At 42.4% G+C, this 25,275-nt stretch carries 19 protein-coding genes and 1 pseudogene; 5 read left to right on the top strand and 15 right to left on the bottom strand.

All coding sequences use genetic code 11. The features are described 5' to 3' along the window. Nucleotides 1-121: 121 nt before the first annotated feature. From AWW73_RS05180 to AWW73_RS05150, 7 genes are all read right to left on the bottom strand, one after another. Nucleotides 122-1,483, bottom strand: a complete 1,362-nt coding sequence (locus AWW73_RS05180; protein ID WP_062848975.1) for an MFS transporter — start codon at nt 1,481-1,483, stop codon at nt 122-124. Between the two features lie 120 nt (nt 1,484-1,603). Then, entirely contained in the window at nt 1,604-2,629 is a 1,026-nt protein-coding gene (locus AWW73_RS05175) for an enoyl-CoA hydratase/isomerase family protein (protein WP_061874751.1), read from the bottom strand. Nucleotides 2,630-2,641: 12 nt separating this feature from the next. Further along, a complete protein-coding gene (locus tag AWW73_RS05170) occupies nt 2,642-3,415 on the bottom strand; it encodes an enoyl-CoA hydratase (protein ID WP_062848974.1) in 774 nt (257 codons plus the stop codon). 21 nt (nt 3,416-3,436) lie between these two features. Next, nucleotides 3,437-4,564: an acyl-CoA dehydrogenase family protein gene (locus tag AWW73_RS05165; RefSeq protein WP_016144017.1), complete on the bottom strand. Its 1,128-nt coding sequence runs from the start codon at nt 4,562-4,564 to the stop codon at nt 3,437-3,439. An 11-nt stretch (nt 4,565-4,575) separates the two neighbouring features. Continuing rightward, a complete protein-coding gene (locus AWW73_RS05160) occupies nt 4,576-6,225 on the bottom strand; it encodes an AMP-binding protein (RefSeq protein WP_062848973.1) in 1,650 nt (549 codons plus the stop codon). Nucleotides 6,226-6,302: 77 nt separating this feature from the next. Further along, nucleotides 6,303-7,193, bottom strand: a complete 891-nt coding sequence (gene mmsB, locus AWW73_RS05155) for a 3-hydroxyisobutyrate dehydrogenase (RefSeq protein WP_016144015.1) — start codon at nt 7,191-7,193, stop codon at nt 6,303-6,305. 11 nt (nt 7,194-7,204) lie between these two features. Then, on the bottom strand, nt 7,205-8,722 hold the full coding sequence (locus AWW73_RS05150) for a CoA-acylating methylmalonate-semialdehyde dehydrogenase (protein WP_062848972.1): 1,518 nt from the start codon (nt 8,720-8,722) through the stop codon (nt 7,205-7,207). 166 nt (nt 8,723-8,888) lie between these two features. Between AWW73_RS05150 and AWW73_RS05145 the strand changes: the two genes are divergently transcribed. Together AWW73_RS05145 and AWW73_RS05140 are read left to right on the top strand one after the other, a co-directional pair. Then, nucleotides 8,889-9,770 carry a LysR family transcriptional regulator gene (locus AWW73_RS05145; protein ID WP_016142532.1) on the top strand — a complete coding sequence of 294 codons (882 nt, stop codon included), beginning with the start codon at nt 8,889-8,891 and terminating at the stop codon, nt 9,768-9,770. Between the two features lie 332 nt (nt 9,771-10,102). Next, a complete protein-coding gene (locus tag AWW73_RS05140; protein ID WP_062848971.1) occupies nt 10,103-10,756 on the top strand; it encodes a TetR/AcrR family transcriptional regulator in 654 nt (217 codons plus the stop codon). Nucleotides 10,757-11,527: 771 nt separating this feature from the next. Here the strand turns inward: AWW73_RS05140 and AWW73_RS05135 are convergent. Both AWW73_RS05135 and AWW73_RS05130 read right to left on the bottom strand, forming a co-directional pair. Then, nucleotides 11,528-12,907: a flavin monoamine oxidase family protein gene (locus AWW73_RS05135; RefSeq protein WP_062848970.1), complete on the bottom strand. Its 1,380-nt coding sequence runs from the start codon at nt 12,905-12,907 to the stop codon at nt 11,528-11,530. Nucleotides 12,908-13,387: 480 nt separating this feature from the next. Continuing rightward, nucleotides 13,388-14,578 carry a saccharopine dehydrogenase family protein gene (locus tag AWW73_RS05130; protein ID WP_050589392.1) on the bottom strand — a complete coding sequence of 397 codons (1,191 nt, stop codon included), beginning with the start codon at nt 14,576-14,578 and terminating at the stop codon, nt 13,388-13,390. Between the two features lie 303 nt (nt 14,579-14,881). Here AWW73_RS05130 and AWW73_RS18400 point away from each other — a divergent pair. Continuing rightward, a pseudogene (locus AWW73_RS18400) lies at nt 14,882-15,088 on the top strand (LysR family transcriptional regulator); the annotation flags it as partial. A 55-nt stretch (nt 15,089-15,143) separates the two neighbouring features. Here the strand turns inward: AWW73_RS18400 and AWW73_RS05125 are convergent. From AWW73_RS05125 to AWW73_RS05105, 5 genes are all read right to left on the bottom strand, one after another. Then, nucleotides 15,144-16,577, bottom strand: a complete 1,434-nt coding sequence (locus AWW73_RS05125; protein ID WP_062848969.1) for an amino acid permease — start codon at nt 16,575-16,577, stop codon at nt 15,144-15,146. A gap of 371 nt (nt 16,578-16,948) precedes the next feature. Further along, the gene (locus tag AWW73_RS05120) at nt 16,949-18,388 is read right to left on the bottom strand and encodes an amino acid permease (RefSeq protein ID WP_062848968.1); all 1,440 of its coding nucleotides are present in this window, start codon (nt 18,386-18,388) and stop codon (nt 16,949-16,951) included. Nucleotides 18,389-18,550: 162 nt separating this feature from the next. After that, complete coding sequence (locus AWW73_RS05115; RefSeq protein WP_062848967.1) at nt 18,551-18,910, bottom strand: RidA family protein; 360 nt, start codon at nt 18,908-18,910, stop codon at nt 18,551-18,553. Nucleotides 18,911-18,920: 10 nt separating this feature from the next. After that, on the bottom strand, nt 18,921-20,024 hold the full coding sequence (gene alr / locus AWW73_RS05110) for an alanine racemase (protein WP_062848966.1): 1,104 nt from the start codon (nt 20,022-20,024) through the stop codon (nt 18,921-18,923). Between the two features lie 19 nt (nt 20,025-20,043). Next, nucleotides 20,044-21,309, bottom strand: a complete 1,266-nt coding sequence (locus AWW73_RS05105) for a D-amino acid dehydrogenase (protein WP_031947066.1) — start codon at nt 21,307-21,309, stop codon at nt 20,044-20,046. Nucleotides 21,310-21,445: 136 nt separating this feature from the next. Between AWW73_RS05105 and AWW73_RS05100 the strand changes: the two genes are divergently transcribed. Next, on the top strand, nt 21,446-21,913 hold the full coding sequence (locus tag AWW73_RS05100; protein ID WP_001247568.1) for an Lrp/AsnC ligand binding domain-containing protein: 468 nt from the start codon (nt 21,446-21,448) through the stop codon (nt 21,911-21,913). A gap of 40 nt (nt 21,914-21,953) precedes the next feature. On the opposite strand, the gene AWW73_RS05095 is transcribed toward AWW73_RS05100, so the two are convergent. Next, nucleotides 21,954-23,099 (bottom strand): acetyltransferase domain-containing protein, encoded by a 1,146-nt coding sequence (locus tag AWW73_RS05095; RefSeq protein WP_062848965.1) that lies wholly within the window; start codon nt 23,097-23,099, stop codon nt 21,954-21,956. A gap of 74 nt (nt 23,100-23,173) precedes the next feature. Between AWW73_RS05095 and AWW73_RS05090 the strand changes: the two genes are divergently transcribed. Continuing rightward, nucleotides 23,174-25,264, top strand: a complete 2,091-nt coding sequence (locus AWW73_RS05090; protein WP_062848964.1) for a TonB-dependent receptor — start codon at nt 23,174-23,176, stop codon at nt 25,262-25,264. Nucleotides 25,265-25,275: the final 11 nt, after the last annotated feature.

Raw genomic sequence — 25,275 nt, 5'->3', positions numbered from 1 at the left:
AGAATATTGGTGACATTACAAAGATTAAGGTCTTAAGCCCGAATCTCGTTTCCCGCTCCAAATTTAAAAGGCCCTAGTCAAAAGATTAGGGCTTTCTTTATTTGAAAATTCAAACTTAATATTAAGACTGCTCAGTAATTTTGGTTTTCAAATTTAATTCCTCTTTCTTATGATAAGCCTCATCCGTTTTAGCACTCCAATCGCGCGGCATAAATGACGTCGATATAATTGCGACTACAGCCATACTTCCAATATAAAGCATAATTAGATATGGATTGCCCTGCCCCACACTCAACAGTTTAGTAGCAATCATCGGTGCCAAACCACCACCTAATACGCCAGCCAACTGTACCGAAATTGAAATTCCACTATAGCGAATTTCCGCAGGAAATTGACGTGCAAAAAGCTGAGCTTGCGGTGCATACATAATTGGGAATACAACACCAATAGCCAAAACAATTGCTGTCCAAACTAAGACCGGATCTTTTGTATTGAGCATGGTAAAAAATGGGTAGCAGTAAAGTGCCAGTATGCATAGGCCAAACATAAACATATTGCGTTGGCCGACTTTATCCGACAAATGTCCACATAACGGCGTCATAAATAAAATGACGGCTGCACCGCAAATGGTGGCAAATAAAATGTCTTGGCGTGGGATTCCAAGTTGTGCAGTGGTATAAGCTAATGTAAATGTTGAGGCAATATAGAACCATGCGTTCTCGGCTGCGCGAGCCAAAATAATGGTGATGAGTTGCTTTGGATGGTTTTTAAAAACCTGTAAAGCAGGAACTTTGACTTCTTCAGACTGCTGTTTTACTTTTTCAAAATCTGGTGACTCAGGCACTTTCACACGAATATACCAACCCACTGCCAGTAAAATAATGCTAGCAAGAAATGGTAAACGCCAACCCCAACTAAACAGTGCTTCTTCAGGTAATAACGACACCAGACCCAACGCGATTGAGGCTAGCATTAAACCACCACCTGTACTAGCTTGAGGCAGGCTTCCCCAGAACCCTTTACCGCCTTCGGGTGCATGTTCAACGGCCATCAGTACGGCACCACCCCATTCACCACCCATTGCCATACCTTGAATGAATCGCAAGACAACCAAACCAATCGCAGCCCAATAACCAATTGATTCGTAAGTCGGTAATAAGCCAATCAGTACAGTTGGGATGCCCATGAGCATCAAGGTCAGCAGCAACATCGATTTACGGCCAATCTTGTCACCAAAGTGACCAAAGACTAAGCCGCCTAACGGTCTTCCAATAAACCCGACGGCGTAAGTTGCAAATGCAGCAAGTACGCCGGTAAGTGCATCCAGATTTGGGAAAAATAGCTTATTAAAAATGAGCGCTGCTGCCGCACCGTAAATAAAAAAGTCATACCACTCAATGGTAGTGCCGACCATGCTAGAGATGCCTGCTAATCGATGTGACGACTTTTTAGTATTTGAACCGTTTCCATGTATTGATTGCATCGTAATGTCCTTTTTAGATTTTCTTGTTTTATCTTTTTTATGCTTATGACCAACCCTGACCATAAGCATTTTCAGGTCTCGCTTTATCTCCTTAAGCTTTTTAGGATTACGTAATACGGCTTAGCTCAATTTTTCTAAAATTGGCTCAAATTTCGAATTACGTCCTTGCCACTGTGGTTGTTTGTCTTTATCGACAATGAGAGCACGAACACCCTCAATAAAGTCACCATGCTCAAACCAGATATCCTGTAAATCACGTTCAAGCTGCATACACTGTGGTAAAGAAAGTCCTCGACCCAAATGTTGCAGTTTTAAACTGGTTTGTTTAGCAATAAATGAGCGCTGCTGCAAAATGCTAAGCATCTTGCTTGCCCAAGTCTTTAAGCTTTCATCTTGTTCATTTTCAAGACTTTGCTCGATTTCATCTAAATGCTGATATCCGAAGTGTTTACGAATACCTTCCGCCAATTGTTTTAATTCACTTTCAGCAGGGCGAGTAATAAATCGGGTAATGATGTGTTCAATTCCCTCTTTGCTTAAACTTGGTGCTTCAACAAGAGCATCCTGTAAAGCTTGTAACTGCTCGCTTGGCACATGGTAGTCAATTAAATCAAGGTAGAGCGCATCGCTACTGCTAATCTGCTCTCCCGTAATTGCCATATAAACACCAATATCATCAAGGCGAGACAAGAAATGAGTTGCCCCGACGTCTGGGAAAAAACCAATCGCTGTTTCAGGCATGGCAAATCTGGATTTTTCACTGCTCACCACAATGTGACACGCCTGAGCCAAACCAAAACCACCACCTAAGACATAGCCATCAAGTACAACGATGATTGGCTTTGTATATTCACGCAGTGTATTTAGCATTTTATATTCGGCGCTAAAGTAGCCTTTATAATCGGCTGTGCCATTTTTATAGCTGTCGTAGAGATAGCGAATATCTCCACCTGCACAAAAGGCTTTTGGGCTATTTGATTTGATTAAGATTGCCTGAACATCCGCATCATTTCGCCAAAGTTCTAATTGGGCACCAATACTTTTAATCATATCTAGCGACAGTGCATTGAGATGAGTCACACGGTCTAAGGTAATCACGCCCAACTTACCTTGTTGCTCAATCATTAAGTGATTTTCTGTATTCATTTTATTGATCTCTTATTGATTTTTAAAATTCGCCTTTCGTTTTTCAACAAAAGCCTGCATTCCTTCTTTTTGGTCAGATGTTGCAAATATTGAATGGAACATACGTCTTTCAAAACGTAGGCCTTCGGTGAGATTCACCTCAAAAGCTCGGTTAATCGTTTCTTTAAGCATCATGTTTGCAGTTAAAGATCGTGCTGCAATTTTTTCTGCAGCTTGCAAAGTTTGTTCAAGTAATTCTTCTTTAGTAAACACACGTGCAACCAAACCACTTTGCTCTGCTTCTACAGCACCCATTTGACGAGCGGTAAAACACATTTCCATTGCTTTGGCTTTACCAATTGCATGAGTTAAGCGTTGTGTGCCACCAATACCCGGGATCACGCCTAAAGTCACTTCAGGCAAACCAAACTTGGCGTTATCAGCACAATAGATAAAGTCACACATGAGTGCCAATTCACAGCCGCCACCTAACGCATAGCCACTGACAGCAGCAATTAGAGGTTTACGGCGCTGTGCGATACGGTCTGCAAGATGAAAAAAATCATCAAAGTAAATATCAGGAAATGCTAAATCAGCCATTTCTTTAATGTCTGCACCTGCGGCAAAAGCTTTTTCCGAACCTGCCAATACCATACAACCAATTTCGCGGTCTTTTTCGAGCTGATCTAATGCCTGATTAATTTCACTAATTAATTCGCTGTTTAAAGCATTGAGCGCTTGAGGGCGATTTAATGTAATCAGTCCAACCCCATTACGCTTTTCTAATAAAATACTTTGCCACTGCATTATTTATTCCTTGTTCTGATTTTATAGACTACGTGCGATGACTAAACGTTGAATATCACTGGTGCCTTCGTAAATTTGGCAAATACGGGCATCACGATAGATACGCTCAATTGGGAAGTCTCTCAGGTAGCCATAGCCACCAAACACTTGTAGCGCGCTCGAGCACACTCGCTCAGTCATTTCTGAAGCAAATAGCTTGGCCATTGAAGCTTCATTCAAACACGGTTGACCTGCTTCTTTTAAACGCGCAGCGTAGTGAACCAGTTGTCTCGCTGCTTCAATTTCAGTTGCCATACTAGCAAGGCGAAACGCGATGGTTTGATGCTCAAAAATTGGTTTTCCAAAAGTAATACGCTCTTTGGCATAACGGGTTGCTTCTTCGAGCGCCGCACGTGCTAAACCAACTGCTTGTGCAGCAATACCAATACGTCCACCTTCTAAATTGGCAAGTGCGATTTTCAAGCCTTCGCCTTCTTTACCTAGCATGAGACTTTTATGGATGCGTACATCTGTCAGAGCAATCTGACACGTATCTGAAGCATGCAGACCCAGTTTTTCTTCAACACGAATCACTTCATAACCCAGTGTCTCGCGTGGGACTAAAAATGCGCTAATACCCTTTTTGCCTGCACTTGGATCGGTCACTGCAAATACAATAATGACACCGGCATTATCACCAGAGGTAATAAATTGCTTGGCACCATTTAAAATGTAGTCATCGCCATCTTTTACTGCACGGGTTTTAATAGCTCCCGCATCTGAGCCAGTATGTGGTTCAGTTAAAGCAAAAGCACCGATCATTTCACCTTGTGCCAAAGGCTTTAAAAAGCGCTCTTTTTGCTCATCGGTACCAAATTTTAAAATAGGTACACAGCCAACCGAGTTGTGTACGCTCATGATGGTCGAGGTTGCACCATCGGCTGCGGCAACTTCTTCAAGCGCCAGTACATAGGCTAAGTTACCCGTGTCAGAACCACCCCATTGCTCTGACACAAGCATACCCATAAAACCGAGTTGACCCATTTGAGCCAAGGTGTCTTTCGGGAATGTTCCGTCTCGGTCCCAATCACTGGCATTGGGTTTGATTTGTTCTTGGGCGAAACTTTTCGCCATATCACGAATAAGTAATTGTTCTTCGGTAAATTGCATTATTATTTCCTTTACCCTGCTTTAGCTTGTTGTTTAGCAATTTCTTGATTACGCAATAAAAAGCGCTGAATTTTGCCACTTGGAGTTTTAGGTAATTCACTCACAAATTCAACTAAACGTGGGTAAGCATGTGCAGAAAGTCGTTTTTTTACAAACTGACTGAGTTGTTCAGCAAGTGTCTCAGAAGGTTGAGAATCTGCGGCTAAAATCACGAATGCTTTAACGATTTCTGTACGGTCTGGGTCAGGCACTCCAATCACTGCTGCTTCAACCACCGCTTCATGCTCGAGTAATGCACTTTCTACATCGAAAGGCCCAATACGATAGCCCGATGTGGTGATTACATCATCACTACGACCCACAAAGCTCATGCTGCCATCGGCATGAAGCTCGGCAGTGTCGCCAGTTAAATAGTAATGACCAACGAAAGGTGATTTACGGCTTTCTTTATAGCCGCCGAACCACATCATTGGAGACTGGCTAATATCGACTGCTAAAATTCCTGGGGTGTCGGCTGGAAGTTCTTCACCTTGTTCATTGACAATCGCAACGCGATAGCCCGGACTTGGGAAACCTGCTGAACCGGCATGAATTTCATGTTTTAAACCATGATGATTACACACCACCATGCCGACTTCAGTTTGCCCATAGTGGTCATAAATCGGAGCATCAAGCACTTGTTTAAACCAGCGAATTACTTCTGGGTTGAGTGGCTCGCCTGCACTACTCACCACACGGAACTGACCTTTTAACGGCGCCATTTGTGCTGGGTCAGCTGCCATCATCATGCGATAAGCCGTTGGTGCACCTGCCAAGTTGTTAATTTTATAATCTTTCACAATTTGGCATAAACTATCTGTGCTGAAACCACCTTCATAGAACAAGGTAGCGTGACCCAAGAATAACGGCCCAGTAATCGCATAGTACAGACCATAAGCCCAACCCGGATCGGCAATATTCCAAAACGAGTCTTCTTCGGTTAAACCAATGGCATCTTGCATATATCGACCAAAGGCAATCAGTGCTTTTAAAGGCACTTCCAATGGTTTAGCAGGACCTGTAGTACCTGAAGTAAACATGAGCAAGAAAGGATCTTGGATGCTACGCATAACCAAATCACATTGATCGGACTGCTGCTTCACTTCATTCCAGAAATTAAAATCACCTGCTTTGAGCGGAGTACCTGGTGCATCGGCCACCGTCACAATTGCAGGGCAATTTTCAATTTCATCAAGCTTGCTACGGTTGCCCATGTCGGTCACCACCAGCTTACTTTGTGCAAGCTGAATACGGTGCTCAATCGCTTTTGGGCCAAATGCAGTAAATAGTGGTTGATAGACTGCACCAATTCGCCAAGCCGCAAAAATAGTCACGATCAGTTCAGGTGTTCTTGGTAATAGCCCTGAAATACGGTCGCCTGCTTTTACACCTTGTGATTTTAAAAAGTTGGCAAATTGACTCGACCATTCTTTTAGTTCACGGAAGGTATATTGCTCTTTTCGTCCGTCTTTTCCTTGCCAATACAGCGCAATTTTGTCGCCATCTGCGTGTCGATCACAGCATTCATAACAAGCGTTTAAGGCATCAAGTGAACCTGATAACATTTTTTTTGCAGTACTTTCCAAATCGAAAGCCTGTGCAGCATTTTGATAATCCATCATATCTTTTCCCTCAGTCCGGATTTGTTGTTATTCACGACAGGGTTTAATTTGTTTAAAGCCATCCTTTGGCTTTACCGTTATGCCTCTTGGGGCAGGTATTGCTGAATAATGCTCGAAAAATCAAGATTGGCATTACCGCGCATACACATTTGCTGATAAAGCTGCTGTACCATACCACCCAATACAACTGGCTGTTTAACTTGGCCTGCGGCTTCAACCGCGAGTCCTAAATCTTTCAGCATCAGCTGAGTCGCAAAGCCATCTTGGTAACCTCGAGATGCTGGTGCATTTTCATTAATATGCGGCCACGGGTTACATACATCCGAGCTCCAGCAACGACCGCTTGAGGTGTTAATGACGCCGGCCAATGCTTGGGGGTCGATGCCGAGTTTCACACCAAGTGCCATACCTTCGGCCACCGCAGCCATTGAAATACCCAAAATCAGGTTATTGCAGATTTTGGCAATTTGGCCTGCACCGACATCACCACAATGAACTATGTTTTTGCCCATGTGGCTAAGCACAGGTTTTACTTCGTTAAAGGTTTGATCATCGGCACCCACCATAAAGGTTAAAGTTCCTGCTTGAGCACCAATGGTTCCACCAGAGACGGGTGCATCACAGATTTTAATATTTTTGCTTTGCGCAACAGCGGCAATGTCTTTAATAGTCTGCGGGTCAATGGTACTGCTATCAATGCATAAGCTACCTGCTTTTAGCACTTCCAATACACCATTTTCACCCAAGTAAACTTCTTTAACGTGCTTTGCCGCAGGCAACATACTAATGACCACATCAGCTTGTTTTGCTGCTGCCTGCGGGCTGTCACATACCACACCACCTGCCTCGGCGAAGTGCTGAATCGCGACTTCACTGAGGTCATAACCATAAACTTTGATTCCGGCTTTGAGTAGGTTTTGGGCCATTCTGCCGCCCATATTACCTAGACCGATAAAGGCGATATTCATCCGTGATCCCCTTAACGTAAACTAATAGTTGTATTTACACCGCCAACTTCATGGCTATCTTCAAACCAGCGACTGGTAATGGTTTTGGTCTGAGTATAGAACTGCACAGCTTGTTTGCCGTATGGTCCCAAATCACCCAGTTTCGAACCTCTTGAACCCGTAAAACTAAAGAAAGGCACTGGCACAGGAATTGGAATGTTGATGCCGACTTGACCAATATCAATTAAGTTTTGGAAAGTACGTGCAATCGCACCGCTTTGTGTAAATAGACCTACACCGTTACCAAATGGATTGGCATTGATAAGCGCAATGGCTTCATCAAGTGTGTCTACACAAATAATTGAAAGAACTGGACCAAAGATTTCTTCTTTATAAATACGCATGTCGGTATTTACGCCACTAAAAATCGTTGCACCCACGAAGTTACCTGACTCATAACTTTGTACTTGAACATCACGACCATCGAGCAGCAACTCTGCCCCTTGCTCAACACCGCTATTAATTAAGTCAAGCACTCGCGCTTTAGCACGTTTTGAAATGACTGGGCCAATGTCAGTATTTGGTTCATGGCCTGCGTTTACTTTTAAAGTTTTAGCTTTTTCAACTAACTCTTGAATCCACTGTTTGCTGTCGCCAACCATGACTGCAACAGACAATGCCATACAACGTTGCCCTGCTGCACCAAACGCTGCGCCGACTAGAGCATTTAAAGTTTGCTCTTTATTGGCATCAGGCATGACCACAACATGGTTTTTTGCACCCATCATCGACTGCACGCGTTTACCATGTTCTCCTGCAAGGTTATAAACATGTGTGCCAACCGCAGTTGAACCTACAAATGAAATCGCTTTAATGTCTTTATGTGTACACAAACGATCAACCACTTCTTTGCCGCCATGCACAACGTTGAGTACGCCCGCTGGAATACCTGCTTGAATCGCAAGTTCAACCAGCATCATTGTTGATAACGGGTCTTGTTCTGATGGTTTTAAAACAAACGTATTGCCGCACACAATTGCCATTGGGAACATCCAAAGCGGAATCATGGCAGGGAAATTAAACGGCGTAATACCCGCACAGACACCCAAAGGTTGTTGCAAAGTATACGTGTCTACACCACGCGCGACACCTTCAACATATTCACCCATTTGTAAGGTGCCGATCGAACAAGCATGTTCAACCACTTCTAAACCACGTTGAATATCACCCTCAGCATCTGCCAAGGTTTTGCCCTGTTCAGCAGTCAGTACTTGTGCAATTTCTTTCATGTTGGCACGGATCAAGTCTTGTAACTTAAGCATGATGCGCATACGTGTCTGAATTGGGGTTTGACGCCAAGAAGCAAAAGCATCCTGTGCAGCTTGAATAGCAGCGTCAACTTCTTTAACCGTTGCAAATGGTACACGACCAATCACTTCCTGAGTTGCAGGGTTAACAATGTCTTGCCATTCCTGCGTTTCAGATTCAATAAAATTTCCATTAATGAGTAATTTAGCGGTTTCCAATTCGATTTTTTGGATTGTGTTCATAACCTCTCCGTAGGCCATATTTTTATTGTGTTCAATTATTAGAAAATACTTTTTAATCGTATTTTCTTTATTCCAGTTTCAATTGAGACTAGCAAAGAAAACTTTGACCACCAACGGAAATTCATGCACGATTGTTGTGCAAATATGCACAAGGATGACAACAAAAATGAAAGTGGATTGGGATCATCTACATTTTTTTCTGGTTTTAGCTCGGACTAAAACCCTAACCAATGCTGCGCGGATTATTGGTGTCGAGCACAGTACGGTGGCTAGACGGATTCAGGCACTAGAACTTGCTTTGGGTACAACGTTGTTTAAACGTGAAGCGACGGGTTATGAGCTAACACTCGAAGGGATGGCACTTGTTCCTCGAGTTGAGCAAATGGAACAAGCTTTCTTACAAATTGAGAAACCGCATCAACCCTTGCAAGGTCGTGTGCGAATTGGCACACCGGAAGGTTTTGGTACTGCATTTTTAGCTCGGTTATTGGCTGAGTTCTCTATTCAATATCCATTACTCACCATCGACCTGATTCCTGTACCTAAAATGATTAAGCTCTCACACCGTGAAGCAGATATTGTGGTGTCAATTGACCGTCCCACTTCTGGGCCATATATCATTACGCGGTTATCAGACTATTGTTTAAAAATTTATGGTAGCCAAAATTATCTGGCTCAGAACCCACCTATTCGCGGTTTAGAAGATTTAACCCAACATCGCTTTGTGAACTATATTGATGATCTGGTGTATAGCCCTGAGTTGTACTGTCTAGAACGTTTACCTTTAAAGTTGAATGCCAACTTCCGTAGCAGCAGTATTTTGGCCCAACAAATTGCGGTGAGTGCTGGTGCAGGGCTTGCGATTTTGCCCAAGTTTTTAGCAGATGATAAGCCTGAACTCGAAGAAGTATTAGAACAGCAAGTTCGCTTTACCCATACGTTTTGGATGCTGACCTTTGTTGATTTACAGCATGAACCGCGCATTAAGTTAGTTTGGGATTATTTACGCAAACAAGCCGATAAATACCAACATTTGTTAGTTGATTAAAGATTTAAATACCTATTAGAAAGTTTTTTAAAACATTTGAGCAAATGGGCTGCTCGCACAACACAAATCTCTTCAAGTAGGCGCAAAGTTTGGTCTAGATGATAGTGCTTACTGAGTGTAGGTTTATCACCGCTTAGGATTGATTTGTCTAAATCGTATCGACGTAATGTATACTTTTTATAGTATGTCAGAAATTACTGTCACGGTTTACAGTGGTCTGAGCTATAGATACTTGATTTCTGCCAAATCGATAGTGCGTATCTTTAAGTGACTGTTAGTCTATAATAACAGTTGTTTTTTTATAATAGTCAAATGATGAGTTGCCAGATTTTATGAAGGATTCACCGTCTCGTTCTAAAAAAGTTTCTACTTCTGCAAAAATGACTCGTAGAGGAAGACCTGTAGAAGATAGGGAGGCAAAACGAGCCGAGCTACTCAAATCAGCCATATCTGTCATAGCTAGCGAAGGTTATGCTGGTACCTCCATTCGAAAGGTGGCTCAGCATGCTGGCTGTACAACAGGGGCTGTAACTTATAATTTTGCGAATAAAGAAGAAATGGTCGTAGAGGTGACGAAGTGCCTATTTGATGAATTTGATATCCTATTGGATGCTGGAGAGCATAGCACAGATATATTTGGCATGCTTCAGGGCTGGCTTGATAGGTCTAAAGCGGATAATCCTGAGTTGTGGTCGGCGCTATTTCAGCTCTTTGCCCATGCTAGACATGAGTCAGCGTTCTCCACTATTATTCGCAAGCGTTATTCCCAATTTAAAAAAGTATTGGCATCTAGGCTTGAAAAAGGTCAAGAGACTGGAGTAATCAGAGATGATATTCCTGCTGAGATTCTTGCTGATCAGATCTCTGCTATTAGTGATGGTTGGATGCTGATGCTGCCTTTAGAACCGCAGCGTTTTTCTGGTAAACAAGGTCAGGCATTGCTTGATGCAGTGATCACTTTAATAAGCCCATATAAACAACAATAAGCCTATTTTTTAAAAAGCAGCATGGAATAAGCAAAGTTGAAAGCTGAACTAATAGTTGATCTGTTGAACCCTCGCCAACGTCTTAATTGATCAGTTACTTTCAGTAATTTTTGCGGATAGGCTGACTACTTAGGATGGCATGATCAAGCAAACCATCCCATAAAATCTTAGTAAAAAATATCCTGCTCTCCTGAGTTGTTAATCATTCTAGAATCACAAGCTCTTAACACTTGATAATTAGCCTTATTAGTACAGTCTGTTTGTGTATTTAGAGCGTTCAAGCACAGTAAGCGTAGTACAAGACCACCACAATCAGAGCCCAAGTTGAAAGAGCTGCAATATAGAAAATTGTATGTTATTCATCGTCATCAGGGATGTGGAAGAAGTCGTAAATAGTAGAGATTGCAACAACCCAGCATTCAAGCCCAAGGAGAGTGTTTTTCTTTTTGAAAAACTTCCAGCCATAAACCGCAGCAGTCAGTATAAGTAAAAAAATCAGCGGCTAGGAAAATAAGGATTTTGGTGTTTTCCATAACTATTTCGTCATTATTTTCAATAAGAAAAATTCAGATTGAAGAGTGTTTTCTGTAAATTGCCATCAATGAGTCGGGGTTGATGGCAGGACAATTTTATCCAGCTTTCACTAGCTTGGATGAAACCGTCCAAACACTGATGAATACTACCTTCAGACTTGAGATCTAGCTGGCCATATTTATATCCATATGGCCAGATTAGTCTAATGAGGCGGTATTGATAAGTTCTCACTCGCTTTTAACCAGCGGTTCCAGAAATCAATGAAGCGACTCGCTCTGCAGTGCGTTGGCCGGTTAGTACCGCGCCATTCATAGTGCCGGCCCATTCGCCAGCGGTTTCCGTTCCTGCCCAATAGATTCTCATATGAGGTTCGATAAGAGCACTACCATGGGTCACTGTTGCGTAGGGAGCTACCGCAGGATTGGGACCACCTGGTGCGAATGACTCTTCACCCCAGCAATGATCAACATAATCAATGGGATTACAAGCTTCAGGACCATATAGGTCGTTAAGTTGCTGGATTACTCGGTTGCGTCGAATCTCGGGACTGAATCGGTCAAACACTCTTGGATCACAGAAGGCCATTAGAATGCCAGGTCCGTTGTTGTCAGGCGAAACATCAAATGTGATAAATACTGTTCCGGTATCCGTGACCCCTTCTCCTGATAAATCATTAGCACGCCAGAAAGGCTTTTCATAGGCGATAAAAGCCTTACTGAGCACACCCATATGCCAAGACTTTGTTAAGCCTACGGCTTTGTTAGGTAGCATTGGCTCAAACTCAATATTGGCACGATGAGCGGGGGCAGTGGTAACAATGGCATATTTGGCGTTAATCACTTTAGTGTCTGTAAAGACCGTTACTCCATTGTCATCTTGGCTGATTCGTCGAACAGGAGTATCAACAATCACTCTGTCACCGAGGTGAGAAGCAAGGCGTAAGGCGATCTCTTGAGTGGTTTCAGTTATCCGATCTTGTTGTTGCCCACCTTCAACGTCCAACATATGGTCAATGCTACCTGCTGCGCGGATATAGCGTAATGCGTGCAATAGAGAAACATCCCCTGGACTACAGCCCCATTGAACTTTGCTAATAACGGCCATCATTGCTCGGGTGCCACTTAGTGCATGCTTCTTGTCGAGCCACTCGCCAAAAGAAATCGAATCAAGCTGGTCAGCACCAGGGGTATTCCAGGGTGCATCGACGTCAATTTTGGCGATCAGTTTCTCCACGGCCTTCAAAATCCTAGCTGTATCGAGTATGGTCAAAAGCGAGGCTTTAGGAACTGAACCTTTGTAAGTATGGCGGCACCCTTTCATCCACAGAAGGTTTTTGCCTTCGTTAAACTGGCTGGTTGTGGTGCATCCCATTCTCTTGGCAAGATCATTAATCGCTGTGTGTTTTGGTGATACCCATGTGGCGCCAAGGTCGACTTTGACGCCTGCAACTTCGCCGGAGAAGGAACGACCACCGACACGATCACGACCTTCTACAACCAAGACAGATTTTCCTAGGGACACTAGTCGCTCTGCTGCGCTCAAACCAGCAAAACCGGCACCAACGATAACGACATCTACTGAAGCAGCTTCTGAGTTAGGATTAAGTGATTTGGACATTGCGCTCTCCATTATTTGCATCGTCATGATCTTTTTGAATAGCAATTGGCTTAATTGAGGGCAAGAATTAGGATAAGGCCTTTCCAACCGCTTATTGTTTGATCAACCTATCATTTATTTTTAATTATCACAACAACTGTTTTTAAAATTAAATATCGGTATCTATCTATTGTTAATAGTTTAAAAAATTGAATAGTAATATGGATTTACGACGAAATTTTATAGTAGATAGAAAAACTTTCTAGGGCTTGTCGGGCATCAACCTTAGTTGATGTGATAGCTGTAGTATAGGAATCGCTTGCCCTTTTCCTAGCAAAAATAGGACAAGCCATGAAATTCATTGAGAAGACACCGCGATGAAAAAGGAAACATATGAAAAACGTGTATAACCCTTCACCCTTCAGTTATTCACTGTTCTCCTCTCCTTCGAGGTCAAATTGCATCTGTTTTGTGTTTCACTTGTATGACACAATCTCCGTTCTAGCTTCGCCGAACCTCTAACAACTCTTCAATAGAAGTCGGTATAAAAGGTACTCGACAATAAGGCAGAAAGGCCTTAAAAAAGTCATCGGGATCAATAATGGTTTCTGGAGCATGAACACCCGGTTGACTGATTTTTTTATCTAGATAAAGGCGCAAAGCCACTGCCATTGGTATACCTGTACAAGCCCCCAAATCGAAAGTAGGAAGAGACATTACTGCACACGCCACAGTAGAGGGTTTACCGTTCTTATGCCCTTCAGCCAAGGCAAATGCCTCAGGTAAATCTATCTGACGCTGTAGCTTGCCAAGAAAAATGCGTAAAAACCCTCCTAGGCTGATTATTCCAGCAACACGTTGCTGTGCAAGACAATCAGCAGCCTCATCAACAGTTAGTTCACCCTTGTCCACTTTTTTGGCCAGAGACTCTAAAAAAATACGTACTTCTGTACCCAACACCATAAGGTTTGGTGCTTCGGTAAGTTCGGTGAAGTTATATCCGAGTGTTATCGCCTCAGGGTGGCCAACACGATACAGTTTTCGTTTCCCAAGACCAGGATAGTTCACTAGCACAGGTTCAAGCGGTTTTCGATACTGTGGCTTACCATGCGAAAAAACAGGAATACTACCAGTTAACTGTTCTAGCCAATGCACAAAAGCAGCAGGAGTTTGCTCCTTTTTCTGTTTAAATTCTTCCTCAGCAATCTTACCGTCGACGTTCCAGCCAGTGATCAGACGGTCGACAGAATCAAGCTCTCTATATGCCTTGACAGCCAACAAGTTAGTTATCCCTGGACTAGCCCCAATTCCAACTACGGCGACAGTACCACTTTCACGTGCCTGATGGTCGAGCTTGAGCATGTCCAGTGTGGGCTCAGCATCGTCACAAATATCAAAATATGGACGGCCGGCCGCAATTGTCGCCTTAAGCACATGGAGACCAAACCGGAAAAAAGGACCTGACGTGTTAAGCACTACATCGGCAGTGCCTATAGCACGAGCCAAGGCTTCCTCGTCCATGATGTCTAGTTTCATGGGAACGGCTTTAGTACCGATGTCTTTTGCCGCTGAGTTTGCTGCTGATAAGTTAATATCAGCAATCGTAATTTGGTCAACTTCGGGAAAATCTCGTACTGCATACAGCGCAGCGCGCCCCATTACGCCTGCACCTCCTATTGCAAGAACATGCATAACATTATCCTTTAAAAAAACAGTTGTTATGATAAATCTATCAGCTTCCAATAATTATCGCAACACATGTTATTTTAAATTAATAAATATTCCCGTACTCACTTATCTAGGTAGGATGTTGTAGAGTGAATGGGGGCAAAACGCTTGATGAGGGCATTACCCGTCTGGAAGATGATACTTAGTTCTGTGGTAACTAGGTTTTTGCACTAGCTCTGTTCACCTATGAACAAAGTGTTCAATTACCTAGCCACTATCGAGTATGCCAATGAGTAGGCCCGCGCATGAAAAAAGAATCACTCGGAAAGTGCAGGTGTAGGTTTAGCCATATTACCCAAATTTCTAGCAGAGGATAAATCTGAGCTTGAAACCGTTTTAGCTGAACAAGTCCGCTTTACCCACACGTTTTGGATGCTGACCTCTGTTGATTTACAACATGAACCATGCATTAAGTTAGTTTGGGATTATTTACGCAAACAAGCCGATAAATACCAACATTTGTTAGTTGATTAAATATCAAATAAAAAAGCCAATCACTGATGATTGGCTTTTTTGAAACTATGAATCATTAATCAAAAGTTTCTTGACCCAATTTTCTTATACGTGGCTTATAGAACACAAAATAAGTTACGCTTAAAACCACTAACCATAGTGGACTCACATATACCGCTTTTAATGTATCTGGCTCGAGTGCCAAAATCACCAAAGTAAACAAGAAGAATGCAATCACAGCATACGCCATTAGCACACCACCCGGCATTTTAAAGGTTGATGCTGCATGAAGCTCAGGACGCGTTTTACGATAACGTAAATAGCACGCCATGATCAAAATCCAGACGCTAATAAATAAAATGACACAGAGTGAACTTGCCAGAGTAAATGCTTCCATGGTGTTTGGAACAAAGTACTGAAGCACTGCCCCGCCCATAATGAAAATACATGAGAAGATTAAACCATTTGATGGCACTGCACGTTTTGATAAACGTCCCAAGGCACTTGGTGCCTGACCATCTTGCGACAAACCGAACAGCATACGACTGGTTGAAAACACGCCGCTGTTCATTGAAGACATCACCGAAGACAGTACTACCAAGTTCATAATGATGGCTGAAACAGGAATACCCGCATTTAAGAACAACTCAACAAACGGGCTTTTATCTGCACGGATATGATTCCAAGGTGTCACTGACATTACGACAAAGAGCGCCAACACATAGAACAGGATAATACGTACCGGAATCGCATTAATCGCTTTTGGCAGATTCGTTTGCGGATCTTTCGTTTCAGCAGCAGTAGTACCAATCAGTTCAACGCCAATGAAGGCAAACACGGCAATCTGAAAACCTGCCAAAAATCCGCTTACACCTTTTGGAAAGATACCGCCATGAGACCAGACATTACTGATGCTCACAACATCACCGTGAGGAGCTTGGAAATGAGTGAGGATCATGTAACCGCCCACTCCAATCAAGCCAATAATCGCCAAAATCTTAATCAGCGCAAACCAGAATTCAACTTCACCAAATAGCTTAACGGTAAGAAGGTTAAGCCCTAAAATGAATAGTACACAGCCTGAACTAATCATGGCTTGTTGCATGGGTGAGAAACTGGCGCCTTCGGGCAGCCAGAAACTTAAATAGTTAATGACCGCAGACAAATCAGCAATACCGACCAGTACCCAGCCTAACCAATAAGTCCAGCCTATATAATAGCCAGCCCATGGTCCGATCAAATCATAAGCCATATCGACAAATGATTTGTAATGTAAGTTGGCAAGCAGTAGTTCACCCAATGCACGCATCAGAAAAAAGAACATACCACCAATTATCATGTAGATAACGAGGATTGAAGGACCTGCGAGGGAGATGGTTTTGCCCGAGCCCATAAATAAGCCGGTTCCAATTGCACCGCCAATTGCAATCATTTGTAGATGGCGATTATTTAATTTCCGTTGTAAATGATCAGGGGAGCTTGCCTCATCAGAATGATGAACCATTGTCATATTAGAAGTCCTTTTTATATTTTGCTTAATTAAAATCAGCAACCTATAGGGAGAAAAACGAACCGTATATCGTGGGTTGCTGAGTCTATACCTCAGGACAAGATGTTCAAGTATATTTTTTCCTTAATTGATAAATCGTTTGTCCTGATTTTTTTAAGTGACATTATTTATGTACTGCCTTCACGGCAATTTTAATTAATCGATCTGGGTACTCCAGATTAGCCGAAGTGTAGCATGTGATCCTGCTAGATGTACTTGTGCCACCCCCTCCAAATTGCTCTATTGATCCAAAAATAAACAATATTATTCCGATAAAAAATCCAATAAAAATAAAAAAAGCCAATCATGATGGATTGGCTTTTTAATAAGACTTAATGATCGTTGACGAGTTCATGTCCTAGCTTTTTCATGCGTGGTTTATAGAGCACATGATATGTGACGCCTAAAATAACCAACCATACTGGACTGACATATAAAGCCTTTAAAGTATCTGGTTCTAGCGCCAAGATGACTAAAGTGAAAAGCATAAATGCCAAAACAACATAACTCATCCAAACGCCACCCGGCATTTTGAAGGTTGATTTTTCATGTAATTCAGGACGTAATTTACGGTAGCGCAAATAGCACACCATAATGAGACTCCAGACACTAATGAATAGAATCACACAGAGTGAACTTGCCAAAGTAAATGCTTCCATGGTGTTTGGAACAAAGTACTGAAGTACCGCCCCGCCCATGATAAACGTACAAGAGAAAATCAAACCATTTGAAGGGACTGCGCGTTTTGATAAACGACCAAATGCTCCCGGTGCCTGACCATCTTTTGATAAACCGAACAGCATACGACTGGTTGAAAACACGCCGCTGTTCATTGAAGACATCACTGAAGATAGAACCACCAAGTTCATGATGATGGCAGAAACAGGAATACCCGCATTTAAGAACAACTCAACAAACGGACTCTTGTCTGCACGAATGTGGTCCCAGGGGGTTACTGACATCACAATAAAAAGTGCCAACACATAGAACAAAATAATACGTACCGGAATCGCGTTAATTGCTTTCGGTAAGTTCTTTTGGGGATCTTTGGTTTCAGCAGCTGTTGTGCCGACCAATTCAACCCCGACAAAAGCAAATACGGCAATCTGGAATCCTGCCAAAAAGCCGTCTGTACCTTTCGGGAATAAACCACCATGCGACCAAACGTTACTAAAACTTGCAACAGCGCCTTGTGGAGCTTGGAAATGACTGAAAATCATATAGCCACCCACTCCGATCAGGCCAATAATTGCCAAAATCTTAATGAGTGCAAACCAGAATTCGATTTCACCAAATAGGCGTACAGTCAGTAGGTTAAGCCCCATCACAAACAATACACAGCCTGCACTAATCATGGCCTGCTGTATTGGTGAGAAACTTGCACCATCTGGCAACCAGAAGGACAAATAGTTAATGACTGCTGAAAGGTCCGCAATACCGACCAGCACCCAACCTAACCAATAGGTCCAGCCCAAATAATAACCAGCCCAAGGACCGATCAGGTCATGAGCCATATCAACAAAAGATTTGTAATGCAGATTTGCAAGGAGCAACTCACCCATTGCACGCATTAAGAAAAAGAACATTCCTCCAATAATCATATAGATCAAAAGGATTGAAGGACCTGCGAGGGAGATAGTTTTGCCCGAACCCATAAATAGGCCGGTTCCAATTGCACCGCCAATAGCAATCAGTTGTAAATGACGGTTAGACAGTTTTCGTTGCAGATGATCAGGAGAATTGTCTGTATCTGAATGACGAGCCGTTGTCATATTAAAATTCCTTTTTGAATTCCTTTGTTAAGATCAGCAACCTATGGCGAAAATCGAACCGTATGCCATAGGTCACTGAATCTGTTCACCAAAAAATGACTGGATAAACCGTATCTATCTTCCTTCTGTTAGATACATCATCATTTTTGGAGTAAAAACGAATTACTTTTGTGCTGCCGTCACGGCAATTTCAATGAGCCAGTCTGGATTAACCAAATCGGCCTGAATTGTGGCACGCGATGGCGCAACACACCCTTTTAACCAGTCAATCCAAATGGCATTTACAGTTGAAAAGTCAGAAAGATTTTTCAAATAGAGCTGTGCAGAGAGCAAGCGAGATTTGTCGGTATTGGCTAATGCCAAAAGTTCATCAATCGTTGCAAGAATTTCACGAGTTTGGCCTGCCACGTCTTGCTCGATATTTTTAGGTACTTGACCTGACAGATAAACCACTTTGTTAAAAACAGTCACGGCGCTCATGACTTCGTTAGTGTTAATCTTTTGTATATCTGAATTTGACATTCGGATTTCCTTATACCTGATTAATAAATTGAACACGGGCGGTGACGGCACACATCAGCTCATAGCCCACCGTACCGGATGAAACTGCGACATCATCAATAGGTAAAACGACGCCTGTACTTGATTGGCCCCAGAGCACGACTTCACTGCCAACTTTGGCACTGTCAATGCCCGTTAAATCGACTGCCAACATATCCATGCTGACACGGCCAATTGTGCGAGTGCGAACAGAGTCCACTAAAACAGGCGTTCCTGTTGGTGAAATACGCTGATAACCATCGGCATAGCCGCAAGCGACAATCCCAATCGTCATGGGCTGCTCTGCGACAAAGTTTGAGCCATAACCTACGCTTTCATTCGGTTCTAAATGTTGAACAGAAATAATTTCACTGCGTAAGCTCATGGTCGGTTGTAAGCCCCAATCCGCAATACTATGCGTCGGGTAGTCTGGCGAGCTGCCATAGAGCATGATGCCGCTACGTGCATAGTCTGATTTGAGCTGATCTTGATAACGCAGAATTGCCGCACTATTACTTACCGACCTTTCACCCGGTAAATCTTTAATAATTTCTTCAAATGCAGTGATTTGATAATCGATGCCCTTCTGGCCAAAACGATCGCCATCTGCATCTGAAAAATGCATCATGTGGGTAATCTTGGATACGTTCGCTAAATTGTTCAAACGTTCCCATGCCTGAACATAGTGTTGTGGTTTAAAACCAAGACGGTTCATACCACTGTTCATTTTTAGGCAAACATCAAATTGGGCTGGATAAGGATGCTTTTCTACCCACTCGATTTGCGCTTCACTATGAATAGTGAAACTGAGTTGATACTGCACACAATCAAATAAGTCTTGAGGAGAAAAAATCCCTTCGAGCAACAAAATTGGACCTGTCCAACCTAGAGCACGAATTCGTTTTGCTTCATCAAGATCAAGTAAAGCAAAGCCATCTGCTGCTTTAAGTGCTTCATAAACACGTTCAATTCCATGTCCATAAGCATTGGCTTTTACAACGGCAAAGACCTTACTGTTTGGCATAGCCTTGCGTACCACTGCTAAGTTATTTTGTAAGGCTTGACGGTGGATCACTGCGGTAATAGGACGAGGCATAATTAATTCCTAACGCCCGTTATGCAGCATGCGCGTGTGAATAACGCTGAATTGAAAGACCATCGGTACTGATATCAGTCTTATGATTCAATACGATGTCACTAATTAATTTTCCTGAACCACACGCCATGGTCCAACCTAAAGTACCGTGACCTGTATTCAAGAACAGATTTTTAAAGCGAGTTGCGCCAATAATTGGGGTACTATCTGGAGTCATTGGACGTAGACCAGTCCAGAAAGATGCCTGTGCCATATCGCCGCCCGGGAACAAGTCCTGAGTCACCATTTGCAAGGTTGCACGGCGGTCTTCATTTAAACCTAAATTGAAACCGCTTAGCTCTGCCATTCCACCTACGCGAATACGTTGATCGAAACGAGTAATCGCAATTTTGTAGGTTTCATCAAGCACTGTAGATTGTGGAGCAAAAGCAGGGTCAACAATAGGAATCGTCAACGAGTAACCTTTCACAGGATATACAGGTAACTGTAGATCGAGTGGTTTCAAGAAATCACGTGAATAGCTACCAAACGCTAGGACATAACGGTCAGCAGTTAAGACCTTACCATTGACCTGAACGCCCTTAATTTCATCGCCTTCTACAATCAATTTTTCTACGTTTTGGTTGAACTGGAAGTTAACACCCAACTCTTTGGCAATTTGAGCTAAAGCATTGGTAAATAAATAACAGTCACCTGTCTCGTCATTTGGCAAGTGTAAACCACCAACCAGTTTATCTTGTGCATTTGCCAACGCTGGTTCTACACGACCAAGTTCGTTGCCATTTAATAATTCGTAGCTTACGCCGCACTCTTGTAGCACGCTAATGTCGCGTTGAACCGCTTCCATTTGTGCTTCTTTACGGAATAACTGTAACGTGCCTTTAGCGCGGTTTTCGTAGTTAATACCTGTATCTTTTCTTAACTCACGTAAACAATCACGGCTGTATTCAGCCACGCGCATCATACGTTCTTTGTTCACAGCATAACTTTGTGGATTACAGTTTTTCAGCATTTGAGCCATCCACTGTAACTGCCACATGCTGCCATCTAAATTAATCGCAAGCGGTGCATGATGTTGAAACATCCATTTCACAGCTTTAAAAGGAATTCCTGGTGCTGCCCAAGGGGTCGAATACCCTGGCGAAATTTGACCTGCATTACCAAAGCTTGTTTCTTCAGCAGGGCCTGCCTGACGATCGAGAACAGTGACCTCAGCTCCTTGTTGAGCTAGATAATAGGCACTTGCCACTCCGATAACGCCGCTACCTAATACAATTACGCGCATTTCCATTCCCTCACGCACACCAGTTTATTTAACTAGTATATTTCTGCTTCAATAGTTTATTTCACTGTTTTTCAGGGTATAATCTAGGTAAATTTATGTTTTTCTCGCGAGAATTTTAAAAAAAGAGGAAATATCTATGCGCCCCTTAGATCGTATAGATCGCATGATTCTGGACATTTTGCAGCGCGAAGGACGAATTGCGATTAGTGAATTGGCATCGAGAGTCAACCTGTCTACCACCCCCTGTTCAGAGCGTGTAAAACGCCTTGAGCGCGATGGTATTATCATGGGTTATTACGCCCGTCTAAACCCAGCTTACGTAGACCGTAACCTACTGGTCTTTTTAGAAATTAAGTTATCTGCCAAATCTGGTGATGTATTTGACCAAGTGGCTAGAGACTTGGTTGAGATTCCTGAAGTGCTCGAATGTCACCTCATTTCAGGCGAATTTGACTACCTTGTAAAAGCACGTTTAAAAGAAATGAGCGCATACCGCCGTTTATTGGGAGATCTATTAAAAAAGCTCCCCGCTTCGGCGTCTTCACACAGTTATGTCGTCATGGAAGAAGTGAAAGAAACTCTGTATTTAGATGTAAGCAAGTAAAGCGAGCATTATTGAACTCGCTTTACCCACGTTTTGGAAATTAAAAATATTTTAAAATCGAAATATGCTTGTTTTGATGTTTAAATTTCGAGAACCACTTAACCGCTGGATAAAGTGCAAAAGACAGCGCAATCGTAATTAGCCACAGCATCCACACATGGTCCACCGACAAATAATTTCCATAGTTAGCTCCCCAGACACTGAGTGCGAAAACATACATCAGTTTCAACACATATAAGTGCAATAAATAAAAGAACATCGGCACCGAACCAAATACGACCAATGGCTTTAAAAACGAGTATTGCTGCATACGTTCAAAAGCAACGAGCACTAGCAAGCCAATTCCAACATTTAGCAAAATAAATAATAAAGATGGTGGATACTTAGTGAGGTTAAAAAAGCTCATTAACGTTAGTTGTAATGACTCAAAATGTTGCCATGGCTGGTCACCATAGACATTGATAAAACGCAGTAAAACAAATAATCCGATACTTGCTAAACCAATACTGAGTAAAGCGCGGGTTCTTTGCTTTGCAGTATATTTTGAGCTAAAGAACTGACCTAAAGCATAGCCCAGTAAAATCACACCAATCCAAGGTAAAACGGGATAGCTTGTACGCAGTTTTATGCCCGCAAACTCAAGCCAGCCACGATCATGTAAAACGAACCATATATTTTGTAAGACGCCTTGTGAGAAGTGTACTGAATCTAATAAATTGTGCCCAAAAACAATCACCAACCCTGCGCCCGCAATGACTGGTAACGGTAAACTCACACAGCACGCTAGCACCACCATGCTAATACCAATCGCCCAAATCACCTGTAAATAAATGACTTCAGGTGGAAAAGTCGCTGTCCATGCAAAATTCACAAGCGTAAGTTCTAGCACAATCAAAAATAAGCCACGTTTTAATAGAAAAGCACGCGTTTGCTGTAAATCTTGTTTTTTTGATTGAAATAAAAAAGCGGAAATTCCGGTTAAAAGTACAAAAACCGGAGCGCAAATATGTGCCAATAATCGACTGCCAAATAAAGCCGGTTCTGTTACTGTTACGTCCATTGGATCGATAACTTGTTTATGTAAATAGAAAGTTTCCCTTACATGGTCAAGCAACATAATGATGATAACCAAACCACGCAATGCATCAATCGACTGTAAACGTTCAATATTTTTTTCTATAGGCATAGCGGTAATCAATAAAATAATGTAACGTTATATTATTACATTTATTTCCTTTTGTCTTTTATGGCTGATGATTTATGCGACACAAATTAGGATTGTTGTCTTCGTTGGGTCTTTCTTTTATATCAACACTCACTTGGGGAGAAGAAACATCAACGGTACTTGAGACCATACGTGTTCAGGCGGAAAGCACCCGAGAAGATGTGAGCCAAAATAGCTCGGCGACTAAATTTACTCACGATGTTTTAGATGTCCCTTTTAACCGTGCTTATCTTTCTAAACAAATAATGGAACAACAAGACGTTCAACGGATTGATGACGCATTAACTTTAGTGAGTGGAGTTTTTCATCAAAATAGTTTTGGTGGCGGCTTTTGGGATAATTACTCTTTCCGTGGTTTTAGTACCGACCCCAATTTAGGTGCCTCTATGATCCGTAACGGTTTGAGTGTCAACCGAGGGATTAGTGCTCCAAAAGATGTCGTCAATATTGAATCTTTAGAGTTTTTAAAAGGGCCAATGGCGGCTTTATATGGCCGCGGAGAAACAGGAGGTTTGCTTAACCTCAACAGTAAAAAACCACAGTGGGAAAGCGAAAGTGAACTTAATCTACGTGCCAATACTCAAGAACAATATCGAATTAGTCTGGAACACACCGGACCGATTAACGATGAACTTGCCTATCGTGTAGCAGTGGCTCATGAAGATAATCAAAGCTTTCGTGATCATGTCAGCAGTGAACGCTGGTTCTTTTCACCACAGCTCACATGGAAAATTTCAGACCAAACGCAACTCGACTTTGACAGTGAATTTACAGAGCACAAAGGAACCTTTGACCGTGGTGTAAGCACCGTCAATCATAAGTTTGTGATGGACCCGAAAACCTTTACAGGTGAACCAAACGATGGTGATTTGAAAATAAAAGATTACTTTTACCAATTACGTCTGAGTCATGAATTCAACCCTGACTGGAAGCTAAATAGTGCTGTCAGTTATAAAGACGCCCAAATGGTCGGCTTTGCAACCGAACCTCGCCGTATGCAAGCCGATGGACGTACTTTAGAACGTCAACGTCGCTATCGTGATTATACAAGTGAAGATGTTCTGGCTCAGACAGAGTTACTTGGCAAGGTTGATACCTCATGGGCTCGCCATGAAATTTTGCTTTCAACTGAGCTTGGTCAACTCGACTATAAGCAAAACCAGCTTCGTCGCAATCACAGCACAAGCTCAACAAACACAATTGATATCTACCAATCTGAATACGGCAAATATTTACCCAACCTCGACCCTTTTACCAATACTAAAGAGCGTCAGCGTTATTTTGCACTGAATGTACAAGACCAGATCTTTTTCAATGATCAATGGAGTGTGCTATTTGGCAACCGTTTTGATCAGGTCGAACAAGACTTTAAAAATCACCTGACGCAGACTGAAAGCAACCAGACGCTTCACCAAAATAGTCCGCGTTTTGGAGTAAATTTTAAAGCTTCTGACCAATGGGCGTTTTATACCAACTATGGCCGCTCATTTGCCATGAATAGTGGAATGAACAGAAATGGGCAGACTTTTGCTCCTGAAAAAGGTGAAAGCTACGAAGTTGGCACCAAATATAAAATAAACGACCAAAGTGTGCTGAGTCTCGCTTTGTTTAAAATGAAAAAACAGAATGTACTGACAACCGATCCAATCGACAGTAATTTTCAAACCGCAGCAGGTGAAGTGAGTAGTAAAGGGATTGAGTTTGACTTAAATAGCCAGATCAATGATCGCTGGTTCGTCAATGCTAACTATAGTTATACCGATGCTCAAATAGAAAAAGACCAAGACTTGGCAAAAGGCGCCCGTCTGAGCAATGTTCCAAAACACCAAGGCTCCGTAAGCACCAATTATGAGTTTCTACAAGAAGGCACAAGAAAAGCTGGTGTGGGTGCTAACCTCACCTATGTTGGTGAGCGCAGCGGACATAATCTTGATAATGGCTTTAACTTACCGAGTTATACGTTGGTGAATTTAAATGGCTACTATGCCCCCTCTGACCGCTTACGCTATCAGCTGAACGTAAACAACCTGTTTGATAAAACTTACTATGTTTCAAGCTATAGTGATTTATGGGTTCAACCAGGTGAACCACTTAATGCTTCAATCTCGGCACAGTGGAAATTTTAATTCATCCATAA

The sequence above is a fragment of the Acinetobacter lactucae genome, from assembly GCF_001605885.1.
GTDB lineage: Bacteria > Pseudomonadota > Gammaproteobacteria > Pseudomonadales > Moraxellaceae > Acinetobacter > Acinetobacter lactucae.
This window is presented reverse-complemented; position numbering and strand designations above follow the sequence as displayed.